This window comes from Undibacterium sp. Ji50W, from assembly GCF_049340445.1.
GTDB lineage: Bacteria > Pseudomonadota > Gammaproteobacteria > Burkholderiales > Burkholderiaceae_D > Undibacterium.
This window is the reverse complement of the sequence record NZ_JBMPOX010000001.1, coordinates 260633-279068: the sequence shown is the minus strand read 5'-3', so window position 1 is coordinate 279068 and position 18436 is coordinate 260633. Positions and strand designations below refer to the sequence as shown.

The following is an 18436-nucleotide window of genomic DNA, read 5'->3' as shown; positions in this document are numbered from 1 at the left end:
GACTGTAATCAGCAACCAGCTTTTTACGCCTACTTGTCTATTACATTTTGCAGGACGCCACATAGGCATCCGGGTGATTGGTAAATACAGCACTCAGCGTTTTGTTGGTAACCCTGCCCTGCGCATCCTTGCTGATGATGCGTGCATAATAATTTTGTATCGGGTAATGATTGCTGTTGAACTTGAAGTCCCCCCGTACTGATTTGAAATTGGCAGCCTTGATGGCCTTGCCCAATGCGTCCTTGTCTTCTATCTTGCCTTTGACGCCTCGCACGGCACTGTCCATCAGCATCGCTGCGTCATAGCCTTGCGATGCATACAGGGATGGCAGACGGCCATATTCTTTCTGGAAGTCGGCAACGAAACGTTTGTTTTGCGGATTATCCATGTCGTGCCCCCACTGCGAAGCGTTGAACATGCCCAGCATGGGTGCGCCGACTGCCTTGATGATGTCTTCATCGGCAGAAAAACCCGGCCCGAAGAGTTGTGTACTCCTGGACAAACCGGCATCCACGAACTGTTTGATGAAATTGATGCCCATGCCACCCGGCAGGAAGATGTACACGGCATCCGGTTTCAAGCCACGTATCTGCGCCAGTTCAGTCGCATAATCGAGTTGACCAAGCTTGGTATAAATCTCATCAGCAACCTTGCCCTTGTAATAGCGCTTGAAACCCGTCAGCGCATCTTTGCCTGCCGGATAATTGGGCGCTACCAGGGCGACATTTTTAAACCCCTTGTCATTGACTTGCTTGCCGACTGCCTCATGCAGGCTGTCATTTTGCCAGGCCACATTAAAGAAATAAGGATTGCATTGCTCGCCCGCGTATTGAGAAGGCCCTGCATTGGCGCTGATGTAATGGATCTTGGCGTTGAAAATTGTCGGCCCGACAGCCAGCATCAAATTGGAAAACACAATGCCGGTCATTAAATCGACCTTGTCTTTCTTGATAAGTTTGTCCACCAGTTGTTTGGCCGCATCGGGATTTTGCTGATCATCACCTGTAATGACTTCGACTGGCAAATTGCCGAATTTATTGTCCAGATGTTTCATGGCCAGGGAAAAGCCATCGCGTATATCCACACCCAGACCAGCACCCGCCCCAGACAAGGTGGTGACCATGCCCACTTTGACTTTGTCTGCGGCAAAAGCGTTGGTTGCATTGGTCGCAGCAATACTGGACAACAATAAACACAGCAAGGTCTTTTTCACGGGCGTCTCCTTCGGGTTAATGGGCATGGGCGAAACTTTTACAAGTAATATCTAGCTGGCAGCAGACATACGCAACTTATAGCGTTGCAATTTTCCGGTTTCAGTTCTGGGTAAACTCGTCATGAATTCTATGGCGCGCGGGTACTTATAGGGGGCAATGCTGTTTTTGACAAAATCCTGGATTTCCTTGCTCAATGCTGCTGATGCCGGTGCATCTGCTTTCAAGACCACAAAAGCTTTGACGATCTGGCCGCGCTCTTCGTCAGCCAGGCCTATGACTGCGCATTCTGCAACCGATGGATGTTTTAGCAAAGCCTCTTCCACTTCCGGCCCGGCGATGTTGTAGCCGGCAGAAATGATCATGTCATCGGTGCGGGCGCGATACCAGAAATAACCGTCTGCATCCATTTCATAGGCATCACCTGTCAGGTTCCAGCCTTGATGCACATACTTCTTTTGCCTGTCGTCGGCCAGGTAGCGGCAACCTGTCGGCCCCTTGACTGCCAGGCGGCCAACCACGCCAGGGCCTGCGATGTCACCCTGTTCGTCAAATATGCATGCCTGGTAGCCAGGTATAGGCTTGCCGGTTGCCCCTGCCCTGGTGGCATCGCCGGCGGCAGAGATAAAGATATGCAGCATTTCGGTTGCACCTATGCCATCTATCATGACCAGGCCCGTCGCTTGCCGCCAGGCTTCACGTGTTGATGCTGGCAAGGCTTCGCCAGCAGAGACAGTTTTCTTCAGGCTGGACAGATCGAAATTCCTGGCCAACGGTGCCATCTGGCGATAAAAAGTCGGTGCTGTGAAACACACCGTGGCCTTGAAATCGGCAATGGCTGTCAGCAAGGATTCTGGCGTCAGTTTTTCCAGCAAGACCGCTGTCGCACCGACGCGCAAGGGAAATAACAGCAAGCCGCCCAGGCCAAACGTAAATGCCAGCGGCGGCGTACCGATGAAGACATCATCTTGCGCAGACTTCAAGGTAGAACGCGGAAAACAATCACAGATTGCCAATACATCCCTGTGAAAATGCATGGTGCCCTTGGGCATGCCGGTAGTGCCAGAGGTAAAACTGATCAGGCAGACATCTTCCGCCAGGGTATCGACAGCAGCAAATTCAGGTGATTTGTCAGCCATCAGCGCTTCCAGACCGTCGTCACTCTGATGATTGAAGTAGATGACCTGCGTCAATATGGGATTGGCTTGCACCGCCAACTCCATCTCTTCGCGCAGATTGTCCGAGCACAGGGCAGCAGCGATTTCAGCCTTATTGGCGATCACACCCAATTCTTTGGCACGCAATAGCGGCATGGTGGGAACAGCAATGCAACCAGCCTTGATGACGGCCAATACACTGGCCGCCATCATGGGATTATTGGCACCGCGCAACAAGACCCTGTTACCAGCCTGCAAATGCATATCTTCCAGCAAGACATGGGCAATGCGATTGACGGTTGCCAGCAAATGGGAATAAGTCCAGCTTTCAGTCTGGTTACGAATGGCGATACTGCCTGCATGGCCAGATGCACACATTTTGTCGAGCAAGTCGGCGACACAATTCAGACGTTCAGGATATTGTAATTCAGGCAAAGAAAAAACCAGTTCAGGCCATTGCTCGCGTGGAGGCAGATGATCAAAAGCAAAGGTATCCAGGTGGGCAGATACTGGTCGGGCAGTTGAATTCATTTCTTCTCCGGCTTAGGGCGTGTTGCAGTAATCAATATTGATACAGTAAACCCTGAAAATACCAAACTACTTTAAACCTAAACTATTTTTTGGTAAAGTGTTTTTTCGTATCAAAATTCAGATTTCCATAAAGAAAATATCTGCACTTGCGACATGTATAGTATATTTTAGACCTAAAGTAATTTCATATCTGTATCATCATCAAGAATTAGGGATCAGGGAATGAACATCACGCTTTTACTGGAACATGGCTTAAACGGCCTGCAATTTGGTCTCATGCTTTTCCTGCTGGCGGCGGGCCTGACGCTGATCTTTGGCATCATGGATTTCATCAATCTCGCGCATGGCTCCTTGTATATGGCGGGTGCTTATTTTGCTGCCAGCTTTACCAGCCTGACAGGTTCTTTCTGGCTGGGCCTGCTGGCAGCGGTGGTGGCGACCGCACTGCTGGGGGTGATACTGGAGCTTGTGATTTTCCGGCACTTATACCAGCGCGATCATTTGTCCCATGTGCTGGCGACCTTTGCATTGATACTGATATTCAATGAAGGCGCGCGCATGATCTGGGGTGCGCAGCCGCTGATGCTGAATATACCGCCGCAACTGGCGCAACCGGTGGAGTTGCTGCCTGACTTTTTTTATTCTTCTTTCCGTCTGTTCATTATCGCCACCGGGCTGGCTGTCGCTGGCCTTCTGTATTTTGTCGTCAGCAAAACCCGCATCGGCATGCTGGTGCGGGCCGGTGCTTCGAACCGTGAAATGGCGATCACCATGGGCGTCAATATCAAGCTGGTGTTCACCTTGCTGTTTGCCTTTGGCGCAGCCCTGTGCGCCATCGCGGGTGCCCTGCTCGGTTCCATACTGGCAGTACAGGTGGGCATGGGCGAAAGCATCCTGATACTGGCATTTGTGGTTATTGTCATCGGTGGCATAGGCTCAATACGCGGGGCACTGGTTGGCGCACTGCTGGTGGGGTTGGTAGATACCCTGAGCAAAACTTTACTACCTGGCGCATTGAAACTGCTGATGCCGCTGGAAATGGCAGCCAATCTGGGCCCTGCCCTGGCATCGATACTGATTTATATATTGATGGCAGCGGTTTTGTTTTACAAACCCCAGGGCCTGTTCCCTGCACGCGGCTAAATAACAAAAAAGGGCAATCATGCAGAGCAGCCTACATCACACTATATCGCGCAAGTCCAGCATGACCATCTTGTGCCTGCTGATTGCATTCCCCATGCTGGCGACCTACTTCGCCCAGGAATTTTATATAGGCTTGCTAAGCCGCCTGATGATTTTTGCCCTGGTGGCCAGCAGCCTGAACCTGATACTCGGCTTTGGCGGCATGGTCAGCCTGGGGCATGCTGCCTTCTTTGGCAGTGGCGCTTACGTGGTGGGTATATTGATGCAGCATGGCATCATGTCTGCCTGGATCAGTTGGCCGGTGGCGATGCTGACCGGCTTTTTTCTGGCGCTGGTCATTGGCAGTATCTCGCTTCGAACCCGGGGCGTGTATTTCATCATGATCACGCTGGCGTTTGCACAGATGCTGTACTTCCTGTTTGTGTCACTGAAAAACTATGGTGGTGACGATGGCCTGAGCCTGGCGCAACGTTCGGTGACGGGGCTGGACATGGGGAATGACAGTCATTTTTACTATCTGGTGTTGGCTATTTGCGCCGCATTTCTGTTCATCCTGTACCGACTCATCAATTCCCGTTTTGGACGGGTGATTCAAGCCATTAAGGAAAATGAAACGCGTATGGAAGCCATAGGCTACCCGGTGTTTCGCTACAAGTTGCTGTGCTTTGCGATTGCCGGTAGCATCGCCAGCCTGGCCGGTGCCCTGCTGGCAAACCAGAACATGCTGGTCAGCCCGAATCTTTTACACTGGACCCAATCCGGCAGCCTGATGGTGATGGTGATACTGGGTGGTGTTGGCTATCTGTCGGGCGGCATCCTGGGTGCCGTGGTCATGTTGATGCTGGAAGAAATTCTGTCTGGCTACACCATACACTGGCAACTGTATCTGGGCATTATCTTGCTGCTGGTCGTCATGCTCTTGCCGAATGGTCTGGCCAGCCTGCCACAAAAATTCATGTCTGCAAAAAAACCGCAAAGGGATCAGACATGAGCGTTTTACAGTTAAAAGACCTGGTCAAACGCTATGGCGGCCTGGTGGCGACCAATAAGCTGAGCCTGGATATATTACCCGGCGAAATCCATGCCATCATAGGCCCGAATGGTGCAGGCAAAACCACGCTGATACACCAGATATCCGGGGCCATTGCACCCGATCAGGGGCAGATCATTTTCAATGGTGTGGACGTTACCGCCCTCAGCATGCATGAACGGGTCAGGCTTGGGCTGGCACGCTCTTACCAGATTACGAATATCTTCCAGTCATACACTGTCATCGACAACCTGAGCCTGGCGCTACAGGCGCACTCTGGCAGCAGCATGCGTTTCTGGCGCAAGGCGATAGATGACAAAGCACTTTTTGAACAAGCCCGGCAACTAGCCAGCGATATAGGGCTGGCACAAGTATGTAATAACAAGGCCTGTGAATTGGCGCATGGTGAGCAGCGTCAGCTGGAACTGGGACTGACGCTGGCAACACAACCCAAACTGCTGTTGCTGGATGAACCCATGGCAGGCACAGGACATGAAGAATCAGGCAAGATGCTGGAGTTGATTGCCGCCCTGCGCGGCAAGGCAGCCGTGATCTTGATCGAACATGATATGGATGCAGTATTCAAACTGGCTGACCGTATCTCTGTTTTGGTGGCAGGGTCCATCATCGCCACTGGCACGGCAGAACAGATACGCAAGAACCCGGAAGTCAAGAAAGCCTATCTGGGTGATGAAATGGACAGCGCATTCAAGGAAGTCGCATGAAGACCATACTGGAAGTCGAGCACATCGCCACCGCCTATGGTCATAGCCAGGTCTTGTTTGGGATAGACCTGCACATCCGTCAGGGTGAAGTTGCCAGCCTGCTGGGTCGCAATGGCGCCGGCAAGACCACGACCTTGCGTTCGATACTGGGCTTGACGCCAGCGCATAGCGGCAATATCAGTTTCATGGGGCAACGCATAGAAAAAATGTCGACGGATAAAATTGCCAGGATGGGCATTGCCCTGGTGCCGGAAGGCAGGCAGATATTCCCCAACCTGACCGTCAAGGAAAACCTGGTCGCCTTTGCCGCCAATCGCAACAACAGCAAGACACCGTGGAGCCTGAAAGAAATTTACCAGCTCTTTCCACGGCTGGCAGAACGTGCCGGCAATATGGGTAATCAGTTATCTGGTGGTGAACAGCAAATGCTGGCCATCTCGCGCGCATTGATGACCAACCCGCACCTGCTGATACTGGATGAAGCAACGGAAGGTTTATCGCCACTGGTGCGCGAAGAAATCTGGGCCTGCCTGAGAAAACTACGTGATCAGGGGCAAACCACCCTGGTCATCGACAAATATGTAGAAAAACTCATCCCCCTGGCCGATCAGCACAACATCATGGAACGCGGCAAGATAGTCTGGCATGGCAATAGCGAAGGCTTGACGCAGTCACCGGAGACCTGGCAAAAATATGTCGGTGTATAGGCTACAGGTACTGCAGCAGATTTTTAAAACATGTAATGGATTTGCGCTACGGCAAATAAACAACTAAGGATGTAAGCGCAGCGCACTGGCTACCAAGTTACATCACAAACGACCATCTAAGGCTTCGGTGTTTCCTGAACAGGGTGATCAGGTTTGTTTGGCATGACGGCATTCGCGTCCAGAATCTGCACGAAAATTTCGTTCTTCTTGATCATGCCCAATTCAAAGCGGGCACGTTCTTCGACCGCATCGGTGCCGTTTTTCAAATCCTGCACTTCAGATTCCAGCTTGCCGTTGCGTTCTTTCAGTTTATCGTTATTGGCCTTGACTTGCGATACCTGCCGGTCCAGTTCCCAAACGCGCAGCCACCCTCCCTTACCCAGCCACAAGGGGTACTGGATCAGCAGCAACAGCGCAGCAAAGGAAAGAGCTATTAAACGCACAGGCGTAAGGCTATCGGTTCAAAACTTGTCACTCAGAAGAAAAAAGGGGAACGGCGTTTCCCCTTTTTCACAAAACTAAATTACTTCAGGTTGTAGAAGGCGTCACGACCAGGGTAGCTGGCAATTTCACCCAAATCTTCTTCAATACGCAGCAATTGATTGTACTTTGCCATACGGTCAGAGCGGGACAGCGAACCGGTCTTGATCTGCAGAGCATTGGTGCCAACGGCAATATCTGCAATCGTGCTGTCTTCCGTTTCACCGGAGCGATGCGAAATCACTGCTGTGTAACCGGCACGCTTGGCCATTTCAATGGCAGCAAAAGTCTCGGTCAGGGTACCGATCTGATTGATCTTGATCAGGATAGAGTTGGCGATACCTTTTTGTATGCCTTCTTTCAGGATCTTGGTATTGGTAACGAACAGGTCATCACCAACGATCTGGACTTTCTTGCCCAGTTTTTCAGTCAGGATAGCCCAACCGTCCCAGTCGCCTTCTGCCATGCCATCTTCGATGGAGATGATAGGATATTTGTCTACCCAGGTAGCCAGCAGGTTGGTGAAATCGGTGGAAGACAGGGTCAGGCCCTCTCCTTCCAGATGATATTTACCGTCTTTGTAGAATTCGCTGGCGGCGCAATCGAGGCCAAGTGCGATTTGTGTACCTGGTTCATAACCAGCTGCTTCAATCGCCTGAATAATCAGTTTGATCGCTGATTCGTGGTTATCAACCGAAGGGGCAAAACCACCTTCATCACCGACCGCTGTCGTCAAACCCTTGTCATGCAGGATTTTTTTCAGGGCATGGAAAACTTCTGCACCGTAACGAACTGCTTCACGGAAAGTCGGCGCGCCCACCGGGATAATCATGAATTCCTGAATATCCAGATTATTATCAGCATGTGCACCACCATTGATGACATTCATCATTGGCACTGGCAATTGCATGGCACCGGAACCGCCGAAATAACGGTACAGGGGCAGACCTGCTTCTTCTGCAGCGGCTTTTGCTACTGCCATGGAAACGGCCAGCATGGCATTTGCACCGAGACGACTCTTGTTTTCAGTACCGTCCAGATCAATCAGGGTACGATCGAGGAAAGCCTGTTCATTGGCATCCAGACCCATGATGGCTTCGGCGATTTCTGTATTGATATGTTCACAGGCTTTCAACACGCCTTTGCCCAGATAGCGGGATTTGTCGCCATCACGCAACTCTATCGCTTCGCGGGAACCGGTTGATGCACCAGAAGGCACAGCAGCACGACCCATGACACCGGATTCCAGCAGGACATCACATTCAACAGTTGGGTTACCGCGTGAATCCAGGATTTCACGACCGATAATGTCAACGATGGCACTCATTCAATTCTCCTAAAACAATCAATATTGCGAACAAAGTAAAAACGAATCTGACTTGTGTCTGCGTCTGCTGACCGGATACGGCCTGCAGGCAAATAAAGCTGCATATGATTTTTGATACTGGCAAGATGATGGCGCAGGTAATACGCCAACATCTTAAAACCTGTTTACGATCTTAGTGGGCTGTTAAATTCCACTAGTTCGATAAATTCGACAGAACCTTACTTTTTACCTCCCTGCTCTGGTAAGCAGGGACGTGACTTCCATCACACGACAAATCCGGAACCGGATTCCAGGAACCCATCTTTCTGACCACGCAATCACATTGCACACACTGCGTCACTCAGCAACAACGTGGCCAACAACCACTTCAATCCTTGCTAGCCAGCGCATTTTTATGCGCAATAGCTGCCTTGGCAAACGAGATAAACAAAGGGTGGCCATCCCGTGGTGTGGATTTGAATTCCGGGTGGTATTGCACACCCAGGTACCATGGATGCACGTCACGCGGCAATTCCATGATTTCACACAAATCTTCTGTCGGTGTACGGGCAGAAACGATCAGGCCGGCAGCTTCTACACGACCAAGGTAATGGTTATTTGCTTCATAACGATGACGATGACGCTCGGTCACGACATTGCCATAGATTTCTGCAGCCAGTGTGCCGGGGCGAATGGCGCAGGTTTGTGCGCCCAGGCGCATAGTGCCACCCAGATCAGAATTTTCGTCGCGTGTTTCCACTTTACCGTCATGGTTTTGCCACTCATTGATCAGGGCCACCACAGGCTGTTCGGTTTCCGCATCAAATTCGGTGGAATTTGCCACGCTCAGACCGGCCTTGTTACGCGCATATTCAATCAATGCGACCTGCATACCCAGGCAGATGCCCAGGTAAGGGATCTTGCTTTCACGGGCATAACGGGCTGCCATGATCTTGCCTTCGACACCGCGCTTGCCGAAACCACCCGGCACCAGGATGGCATCGTATTTTTCCAGCGACTTGGTACCATGGGCTTCAATTTCTTCAGAATCCACGTACTCGATATTCACCCGGCTTTCGGTATGGATACCGGCATGGCGCAAAGCTTCTGTCAGGGATTTATAGGATTCTGTCAGGTCTACATATTTGCCGACCATACCGATAGTGACTTCTTCTTTCGGGTTTTCCAGCGCATAGATCAACTTGTCCCACATGGTCAGATCGGCTGGTTTTGGTGACAGGCCCAATTTATCGCAGACAATTTTATCCAGGCCCTGATCATGCAACATCTGTGGAATCTTATAGATGGTGTCAGCATCCCATACAGAAATCACGGCTTCTTCAGGCACATTGGCGAACAGCGAGATTTTGGCACGCTCATCGTCCGGGATAGGACGGTCAGCACGGCACAGCAAGGCGTCCGGGAAGATACCGATTTCGCGCAGTTTTTGTACGCTGTGCTGGGTAGGTTTGGTTTTCAGTTCACCGGCAGCGGCAACATAGGGCACCAGTGTCAGATGAACGAAGGCCGCTGCATTGCGACCGGCACGCAGACTCAATTGACGTGCTGCTTCCAGGAAAGGCAGGGATTCGATATCGCCAACAGTACCACCGATTTCAACCAGAGCAACATCTGCACCGGCAGCGCCACGATGGATGAATTCCTGGATTTCATTGGTGATGTGCGGGATGACCTGCACAGTCTTGCCCAGGTATTCGCCACGACGTTCTTTGCGGATAACGGATTCATAAATCTGGCCAGTAGTGAAATTATTCACCTTTTTCATTTTGGCCGTAATGAAGCGCTCATAGTGACCCAGATCCAGATCAGTTTCGGCACCGTCGTCGGTAACGAATACTTCGCCGTGCTGGAAAGGGCTCATGGTACCTGGATCAACGTTGATATACGGATCCAGTTTAAGCATAGTGACTTTGAGGCCGCGCGATTCGAGAATCGCAGCGAGAGAGGCAGCGGCAATACCTTTGCCCAATGAGGAGACTACGCCCCCCGTAACGAATACAAACTTAGTCATTGCAGAAGGTGCCGAACGGCACAAGCGGGAAATTCGAATTATACATCACTAAGCCGTGAATGCGCGAATTCCCGCCAGCAAATCAAGGGAAAACAGGATGCCTGCTTTTACATGGCATAAAAGAATTGCAGCCTGGCAAAATTTTGTGCGCCCTGTCCATTACTTAATTCCCGGATTTCATTACTGCGACGGATGATGGAGGCAGAAAGCCCGTATTGATCATTGCGCCACAGATAACCCATTTCCATTTCCCCCACCATGGTTTTGGGGCTGACTGCATTCGCCTGTTTGTTGAAATAGCCACCCTGTATGCTGGCGTTATAGGCAACTGCCTTCACCTCTGTACGCAGGAAGCCGTAATTCGCCGCCTGCTCGGGCAAGGCATTCAGGCTGCCGGCACGGAATAACAATTCGGCACTGGCATCGGTAAATATATTGCCGAAATGGCCTTTGAAACGAGGTGCCACATCAACGCCACTAAAAGGCAGCAAGCGCCCTGGTGAAAATTCACCGGTCAATACCATCCCCCATTCATTCCTGAGCTGGGTACTCCAGCCTTGTGGCAAGGGTTGATTAATAAGACGGTGCAAATGCGTCTGTGACCATTCGCCGCCAGCGCAAGGGCCCAGGCAACCCAGGTCCAGGCCCAGTTTCAGACTTTTGCCGGTCGCTTCGCTTTTTTCACGGAACATGCCTGCATATAGCCAGCCAGCATAGGGGTGGTCTATTTTTGCAAGCTGGCGTGGCAAGAGCTTGATGTCCGAAGCAGTATACAAATCCTGCCCAAAGCGCCAGCCATACGTCAGCGACTGCAAGGCATCCGCCTGTGTAGTCGTCTGTCCTATGCGATTGCCGCTGGTATAGAAACCGTCATCTTTTTTTAGCAACAGGCTGTCATTGTCGATATCAAGCTGCAAGACGGTCTTGCCAGTTTGCCTGACCTGCTTGAATTCATCCCAGGATGGCATGCCAGCATCGGCCAGTACCGGACGGGCCAACAATGCGGCCAACAGCAACGAGAACTTGGCAATGCCAGCGATATGCGGTGAATAGCTCATGAATAAGAAAACCTTAGAAAAACTGCACCGTGGTGCAAAAACAAGTCAAATCAGGGCTGCTCACAAACCCGGCTTACTTTAAATGAAAGCCGGTAATCATGGCATGCACGGCCGCAGCCGTAGCTGCCGGCACTTCCAGCGGGATCAAATGCCCGCCTTCTATTAGTACGTAATTATCACCCATTAATTTTTTGGTCGCTACCGGCCCTGCCTGACGGCATTCTATGGATTCGGTGCCACCGACAAAACCTATGGGCATGGTGGGTGGACGACGCAACAGGCGCCCCAAACCATGTGGCAAGCTGCGATAGATGGCAGTTTCAACTTCCCGCGTAAAACGCAGGGTGACGCCTTCAGGATGGGGTTTCAAGCCTGCCCGCATATAGTCACGCAAGACCTGGGGTGGCCAGATGGCAAACATTTCCTTGGAAGCGAAATGCTGATAGGCCTCTTCTTCATTCTTCCAGATATGACGGCGTTTTTCTGAAAAACGGGCGGGCGAAAACTTCCTGTCCAGCCCCAGTATTTTAAACGACCGCAAGAGCATGGCACGCCAGCCCGCCACCACTGGCGAATCCAACACCACTACGCAACGCACCAGATCGGGCCTGGCGCGTGCTGCCATCAGTGACAAAATCCCGCCCAGCGAATGACCGACCAAAATAACAGGCTGCGAATACGACTGCTGCAAGGCGTCGATCAGTTCCTGCACCAGATGCTTCCAGCCATCCCTGACGGGATAGGCAGGGTTATGTCCTACCATATCGGTCGCATGCACATCATAATGACTGCGCAAATGATCCAGGAACATGTTGTAGGTACCTGAAGGGAAGCTATTGCCGTGGACAAAATGAAGCAAGGGTTTTAGGGTAAGTTCGCTCATAACTGCAAGTCATTACCGGTCAAACCAGTAACGCGCATTTTCCTGTCTGAATTGTGAAGTCGTCAATGATGCGCCAAATTGTAATGTGATTGCACCTGATTCGTCGCTTCTTAGACGTTTTATTCCAAAATCCGCATAGCGCGCATACACCTCTGTCTTGGGATGATGGTAGCGATTCAGGTAGCCGACCTGGAAAACCGCAAGTGCCGGATGCACGGCGCGTAAAAATGCCGGTGTTGATGAAGTACCGCTGCCATGATGCGGTGCCAGCAAGACATCGGCGGGCAGTTTTTGTGGAATCATGTTGACCATTTCATCTTCCTGAATTGCCTCAATATCGCCTGGCAACAGCATGGAATACCGGGCAGTCGATACCCGCAACACACAACTGCGCGCGTTGGGCTTCCATTTGTTGCTGTCATAACTGGCAGACACAGGTTGCAGTATTTCAAAGTGCACACCATCCCAATCCCACTGTTGCCCGGCTTTACAACGCTGATGTTTGCTGGCTGCCTGAACGATGGGGCTATCCGGATGCAATGAACTTCTTACCACATCCACCGGCAATTGCTTAAGTATAGTGAGTGCGCCGCCGGAATGATCGCTGTCATTGTGCGACACCATCATGCCATCCAGCTTATTGATGCCACGTGCATGCAGATACGGCAAAATCACCCTGCTACCACTGTCCGATTCGGGCGAATACGTGGGGCCGGTATCGTACAGCAGGCGATGCTGCGAGGTTTCCAGCAACAGCGCCATGCCCTGCCCAATATCCAGCGCAGTCACCTGCAATTCCCCTTCAGCCGGTGTTGCCGGTGTCTGAAAAAACAATGGCAGACAACACAGCACACCCAGCCAGCGCATGGGCCAACCCCTGGGTGCCAGCAACCAGACCGCGCCCAGCATGGCCAGACAAAACAGCCAGAACGACGGTAAAGGTGCATTCCAGACTGCCAGCGGATAAGCACTCAGATAAGTCAGCAAGCGGGCCAACAGATCAACAAAAACGTGGGCAAGCCGTAATAGCCAGGCTGACAGAGGAGCAGGCATGACACTGCCCAACAGCGCCAGTGGCGTCACAATAAAACTGACCAGCGGTATCGCAATCGCATTCGCCAGCGGACTGATCAATGAAATTTGCCCAAACAAGAGCATGGTCAAAGGAACCAGGCCAACCGTCACGGCGTATTGGGTCAGGCCCTCTGTCCGTAATATATCTGGCAGTGTTTCAAACAAGGTCTTACGCAGGGCAGTGGTCTCTTGCTCAGCCTGCTTTTGATGCAGATAACCATCACTGGCAAACACGATCATGGCTACAGCAGAAAAAGATAACCAGAAGCCCGGTGACAATACCGCCCAGGGATCAAGCACAACCACACTCCCCAGCGCCAGACAAAGTATCGAAGAAAACTGGCTTATCCGGCCATGCCAGACCGCCAGCGCCACCACGATCAGCATGAACATGGTTCTTTGCGCTGGCACCCCAAACCCGGCCAGGGCAACATAGACCAAGGCCATGACGGCACCCGCCAGCGCCGCTGCTTTTTGCGCTGGCAGGCGCAAGGGTAAAGGCGTGGCCATGCTGAGGAAAAAAGAATGTCGCCACAAGTAATAAATCAATGTGGCAAACAGACCGGCGATCATGGTGATATGCAGGCCGGAGATACTGATCAGATGACCGATACCAGCACGATTAAATACGGTCCAGTCGGATTGGGGAATTTCCCGCTGATCTCCCACCACCAATGCCACCAGTACCCCCGCATACGGATGATTTGGCAGTGCGGCATGAATACGGTCACGCAAACGTGCACGCCCCAACTCGATCAGATTTCCCAGACTCCAGACAAAGGCATCGAGCCGTCGGTTTTTCACCGCCTGCGTTTCTGGCCGGACCATGCCGGTGGCGCGCAGTCTTTGCTCTAATAACCAGGCTTCGTAATCAAAACCGTAGGGATTGGCATTGCCATGCGGACGCTTCAGCCGCACCCGCAACTGCCAGCGTTCGCCCGGCTGGATGTCCGCCATCTTGCCTGCGGCATTGCTATCGGCATCCTGGCCATCGCTATCAGTAATGTGATCAACACCGTGACCTGTACTGCGGTCCATGCCGCGTTCACTGGCATACCAGGACAAAGTCAGTTTGGAAGGCCAGTCTTTGTGATCCGTCATACCGTCGGTAATAACCTGCTCAACCGCAAAATTAAAACGTACGCCCTGCTCAAAACGAAATGGCAAACTATCTACCGTACCAATCAGCACGATGTCTTTGTTTTCCCATTCTACGGGTAAAGATTCACTCAGATAAACATGGGCAAAGCCGCTGGCCCAGACAAAGCCAAGCACGACAGCCAGACTGGTGCGTGCTGGTAAACGCAGGCGCTCGGAAGACGTAAAACGATATAGCAGGATACAGGCACAAGTCGAAACGCCAGCGACTATCAGCAGTGAGGTCCAACTCAATAAACGTGCCTGTTGCTGCAATAAGGCGACGCCAACTACCAGGCCCAACATCACCGCCCGCACGATTTATGCCCTTTGCATGCGCGGCAAGATATCCAGCGCATTGGCACTGGTGGCAGCCGCCAGTTGCGCCTTGTCCATCTGACGCAATTCTGCCAGCACGCTGCCTATCTGCGGCAATTGGGATGGACTGTTGGCACCGGCATTCAGCCAATGGGGCGGGATATCTGGCGCGTCGGTTTCCAGGACGATGCTCTCCAGCGGTAATTCGCTTGCCAGACGCCGTATTTGCAAGGCACGGGTAAAGGTCATGGCACCACCGAAGCCCAGCTTGATTCCCAGCGCAATAAATGCCTCTGCCTGTTGCTGGCTGCCGTTGAAGGCGTGGGCTATCCCACCGCGGACTTTGATACGACGCAAATGCTTGAGTATGATGTCTTGCGAACGACGCACATGCAGCAAGACCGGCAAATCAAAATCGCGGGCGATTTTCAATTGCTCCACATAGAAATATTCCTGTTTTTCCCGCAGCGGACTTTCAGTCAGGGCAGGCACAAAATAATCCAGGCCGATTTCACCTATGGCGACCAGTTTTTGGTCGGCATCTTCGCCAGCCATCAGACTATCGACTTTTTGACGCAAGAGCAGCAAGTCTTCTTCTTTGGACGTGGGAACATACATGGGATGTATGCCCAGCGCATAAAAACAGTCACTGCGCTGCTGGCCAAGCTGTATGACCGTCTCGAAATTGTTTTTATGCACGGCTGGCACCACGATGCCTGTCACCCCAGCCCGGGCAGCCTGTTCGGCCACCTGTAGCGAAGTGCCGCCAAATTCAGCGGCGTCGAGGTGACAGTGTGTATCTATCCACATAAAATCAGTCAGGGTTGGTTTAAAAATGAAACTGCCAATCTTCCCCTGCAATTATGAAGCAGATTGCCAGAATCCTTCAGCTTTTTGTATTTTCCACCTCCAGAACATCGCGCCTGCTCTGTTTTGAGTGCAAATCAAGCACGATCAAACCGGCTGCTGCCGCTGCCAGCAAATGCTTGAGGCTGTGGCCGCTGATAATGTGCAAGGCATGTAGTATTTCAGCGTCCAGCAGCTCAGTCACTTTTGCAACTACGTACAGCAGCATGGCACAGCCAAACAGTAACCTGGTCTGGCGTGCGCTGCCCCATATGGCCTGCCATATAGGTATCAGTATCAGACTCAAGAGCTGTATCAGCAAATACGGGCGCAAATCACCCGAGTGCTGCCACCACAATACAGAGGCAAAACCGGCGAACAAGAGCACTGTCAGTTCGGTCAAAGCACGCCTGGCATCCATGCCGGGCAGATTGTCGGCCCGCACTGCCGCCAGCAGGCTGCAACAAGCCAGTGCTATTGGCAGACGGTCCCAAAACAGGCGGGCATCGTCCGGAGCCAGATGATAATGGCTTGACCCTATGGTCGTTGCCAGCAAAGCCAGCACAAACACGCAAAGAGCAGGAAAAGCCCTGTCCGCACCGCCTTGCCTGAATTGTTCCAACAGCACCACCACACCGGCTAGCGCTGCCAGGGCAAAACCGATATTCGACAAGACATCCATGGTATGCGAGATGCCCCTCCATGCCGATTGATCAGCAAAATCATGATAATGCGCGAATTGCAAAATGGGCCCGTGTACCAGCATGGCGACTACCGCGAGCGCGATAATTGCCCAGGGCAAGGCAGTTGCCAATTGAGATGGACGTAAGGTATGCGATGCATGCACGGTATGAACTGCAGGGGTTTCCATTTATTTCACCTGTTCTTCAGTAACAAAGCAGCAAGCTTGCCCAGAAGGATAGAAAAATGAAACTCCTTATCGAAAAGTAGCGGACCATACTGACAAAAGTATTATTTTCTGCCACCATCTATTCTCTTATCGAGATAACGACGACCATGACTGAAATCCGGCAAATTCTGAACAGCATCAAATTTCAGCTTAAACAGCAAGGCAAGACCTACCGGGATGTCGCACTGGCGCTGGATTTATCCGAAGCCAGTATCAAACGGCTGCTCAGTGTCGAGAATGGCGCCTCTATGAGCGTAGAGCGGCTGGCACAGTTGTGTCATTTCCTGGGTTTTAGTCTGATGGAAATCACGCAGGAAGCCAATGCCAGCAATGCGCGCATCCATACACTGAGCGTGGCGCAGGAAAAAGAACTGGTGTCAGACAGCAAACTCTTGCTGGTCGCGGTATGTGCCATCAACCACTGGCAATTTGAAGATATCTTGCGGGTGTATCAGATCAGTGAAACCGAATGTCTGAGCAAGCTGCTGAGGCTGGACAAGCTACAACTGATCAGCGTATTACCGGGCAATCGCATACGATTGAATGTCGCCCGTGACTTTGACTGGCTGGTGCACGGCCCCATACGTGAGTATTTTCGCGAAAGTGGTATGCCGGATTTTCTGAAAGCCGCATTCCATCAGGAAAATGAATCCCTGTATTTCCTGCATGGCATGCTGACTGAACCGGCAATGCAGAAATTTCATGCCGAATTGCGGCAGTTGAAACAGAGTTTTGCAGAACTGCATACAGAAAGCCTGGCCAGCCCCTTGAAGAAAAGACGTGGCACAGGTTTATTAATGGCGATGCGGGAGTGGGAACCTGCAAGCTTCACGGCCTTGCGCAGGAAGCACTGAAGGGGAGCGATGCCCCTATCACTCAGCTATCACCCACCTATGGTCGCGGGTTTGGGCAGGCTTACCGACGACGGGATGACGATATCATCGCGCAGGCGCAAGAATTTAAAGCCCAGCAGTTTTCTTGGATTAGGCAGCTTGCTGGTCCTGGTGCGTTCATGGGTACGATTGATGAAGGCATCAAAACTTTCTTCCCTGACTTGCGGCTCGGCAGAGTTCAGGAAATTTCTTTTGCCATCGGCATCAATCACCACCAGACCGACATGGGTCACTGACTGATAACCATCCTTGTCGGACACAACATTGACGAAATCACCGTTCTGTAACTGCGATAATACCGCATTCACCTGCGCCGTTTTCACATAAGACTCGCGGCTATTCTGGACCGGGATGTTGGTGACCGTATGGTGCTGCTCCTTGAGGAACTTTGCCCTGTCCACGCTGACGTCAAAAGTGCTGGCCGTGCCGGGCAACAAGTTGCCAGAGACATCCCTGAGCAGCCAGGCGTTATTGATATTCCAGTCCACTTCGGTGTAATGATTGCGGGTCGCTACACCGATCTGACCATCCTTGTATCGTATGCGCTGCAATATCCAGAAAAACTCTTCCCATGAACGGCTTAATGCCATGGCATAGGTATGTTCAACAAATACCAGGCAATCGCTATGCGTCAGGCTATACATGGGTAAAGTGTCATGCAGCTCGAAAGGAAATTCACCCAGCAAATTCAGGCGATAAGGCTGGCCAATATTCTTCCTGGCGATGATGGCTATTCTCTGGCGCAGGTCTGGCACGCTGGCATGCAGAAAAGCCAGGTACTTATCAAGCTCTTGCGGCGTCATCTGGTGGATTTTTTTTGCCGGAAAAGGATCAACTTCCAGCTTGCCAGCAGTTGATGGGACAGCGACTCTATCCTGCGCCTGAAGTGGTGCGGCGAAGAATAGCGCGGCTACCGCCAATGACAGTGGCGCAGATAGTGAAAAAAGTAAACGAGAAAACATAGACAGGTAAAAGAAAACGGTATTAGTCAAACT

General features: G+C 51.8%; 16 protein-coding genes. 5 read left to right on the top strand and 11 right to left on the bottom strand.

What is annotated here, in order from left to right; translation table 11 throughout:
• Positions 1-40: 40 nt before the first annotated feature.
• Together ACO0K9_RS01390 and ACO0K9_RS01385 are read right to left on the bottom strand one after the other, a co-directional pair.
• Positions 41-1240: an ABC transporter substrate-binding protein gene (locus tag ACO0K9_RS01390; protein ID WP_422981018.1), complete on the bottom strand. Its 1200-nt coding sequence runs from the start codon at positions 1238-1240 to the stop codon at positions 41-43.
• A gap of 24 nt (positions 1241-1264) precedes the next feature.
• On the bottom strand, positions 1265-2899 hold the full coding sequence (locus ACO0K9_RS01385) for a benzoate-CoA ligase family protein (RefSeq protein WP_422981016.1): 1635 nt from the start codon (positions 2897-2899) through the stop codon (positions 1265-1267).
• Positions 2900-3121: 222 nt separating this feature from the next.
• On the opposite strand from ACO0K9_RS01385, the gene ACO0K9_RS01380 reads away from it, so the two are divergent.
• From ACO0K9_RS01380 to ACO0K9_RS01365, 4 genes are read left to right on the top strand one after another with little or no spacing between them, the layout of a single operon-like run.
• A complete protein-coding gene (locus ACO0K9_RS01380; RefSeq protein ID WP_422981014.1) occupies positions 3122-4042 on the top strand; it encodes a branched-chain amino acid ABC transporter permease in 921 nt (306 codons plus the stop codon).
• Between the two features lie 19 nt (positions 4043-4061).
• Positions 4062-5033 (top strand): branched-chain amino acid ABC transporter permease, encoded by a 972-nt coding sequence (locus tag ACO0K9_RS01375; RefSeq protein ID WP_422981012.1) that lies wholly within the window; start codon positions 4062-4064, stop codon positions 5031-5033.
• Positions 5030-5797 (top strand): ABC transporter ATP-binding protein, encoded by a 768-nt coding sequence (locus ACO0K9_RS01370; RefSeq protein WP_422981010.1) that lies wholly within the window; start codon positions 5030-5032, stop codon positions 5795-5797. Before ACO0K9_RS01375 ends, ACO0K9_RS01370 begins: the two co-directional genes overlap by 4 nt.
• A complete protein-coding gene (locus ACO0K9_RS01365) occupies positions 5794-6504 on the top strand; it encodes an ABC transporter ATP-binding protein (RefSeq protein WP_422981008.1) in 711 nt (236 codons plus the stop codon). The genes ACO0K9_RS01370 and ACO0K9_RS01365 overlap by 4 nt, the downstream gene beginning before the upstream one ends.
• A gap of 116 nt (positions 6505-6620) precedes the next feature.
• Here ACO0K9_RS01365 and ftsB read toward each other — a convergent pair whose 3' ends face one another.
• The 8 genes from ftsB to ACO0K9_RS01325 form a co-directional block, all read right to left on the bottom strand.
• The gene (ftsB, locus tag ACO0K9_RS01360) at positions 6621-6947 is read right to left on the bottom strand and encodes a cell division protein FtsB (protein ID WP_422981006.1); all 327 of its coding nucleotides are present in this window, start codon (positions 6945-6947) and stop codon (positions 6621-6623) included.
• Between the two features lie 80 nt (positions 6948-7027).
• Positions 7028-8311: a phosphopyruvate hydratase gene (gene eno, locus ACO0K9_RS01355; protein WP_422972949.1), complete on the bottom strand. Its 1284-nt coding sequence runs from the start codon at positions 8309-8311 to the stop codon at positions 7028-7030.
• Between the two features lie 367 nt (positions 8312-8678).
• Positions 8679-10322, bottom strand: a complete 1644-nt coding sequence (locus tag ACO0K9_RS01350; protein WP_422981004.1) for a CTP synthase — start codon at positions 10320-10322, stop codon at positions 8679-8681.
• Between the two features lie 107 nt (positions 10323-10429).
• A complete protein-coding gene (locus tag ACO0K9_RS01345; RefSeq protein WP_422981002.1) occupies positions 10430-11380 on the bottom strand; it encodes a lipid A-modifier LpxR family protein in 951 nt (316 codons plus the stop codon).
• A gap of 73 nt (positions 11381-11453) precedes the next feature.
• Positions 11454-12263, bottom strand: a complete 810-nt coding sequence (locus tag ACO0K9_RS01340; RefSeq protein ID WP_422981000.1) for an alpha/beta fold hydrolase — start codon at positions 12261-12263, stop codon at positions 11454-11456.
• Between the two features lie 12 nt (positions 12264-12275).
• Positions 12276-14792, bottom strand: coding sequence for a DNA internalization-related competence protein ComEC/Rec2 (locus ACO0K9_RS01335; RefSeq protein WP_422980998.1), 2517 nt, complete (start codon positions 14790-14792; stop codon positions 12276-12278).
• Positions 14793-14795: 3 nt separating this feature from the next.
• On the bottom strand, positions 14796-15602 hold the full coding sequence (locus tag ACO0K9_RS01330) for a TatD family hydrolase (RefSeq protein WP_422980996.1): 807 nt from the start codon (positions 15600-15602) through the stop codon (positions 14796-14798).
• Positions 15603-15678: 76 nt separating this feature from the next.
• Positions 15679-16509, bottom strand: a complete 831-nt coding sequence (locus tag ACO0K9_RS01325; RefSeq protein ID WP_422980994.1) for a hypothetical protein — start codon at positions 16507-16509, stop codon at positions 15679-15681.
• 146 nt (positions 16510-16655) lie between these two features.
• Here ACO0K9_RS01325 and ACO0K9_RS01320 point away from each other — a divergent pair, with 146 nt between their 5' ends.
• Entirely contained in the window at positions 16656-17402 is a 747-nt protein-coding gene (locus tag ACO0K9_RS01320) for a transcriptional regulator (protein ID WP_422980992.1), read from the top strand.
• 29 nt (positions 17403-17431) lie between these two features.
• Here the strand turns inward: ACO0K9_RS01320 and ACO0K9_RS01315 are convergent, their stop codons facing one another.
• Positions 17432-18433, bottom strand: coding sequence for an N-acetylmuramoyl-L-alanine amidase-like domain-containing protein (locus ACO0K9_RS01315; RefSeq protein WP_422980990.1), 1002 nt, complete (start codon positions 18431-18433; stop codon positions 17432-17434).
• Positions 18434-18436 lie beyond the last annotated feature (3 nt).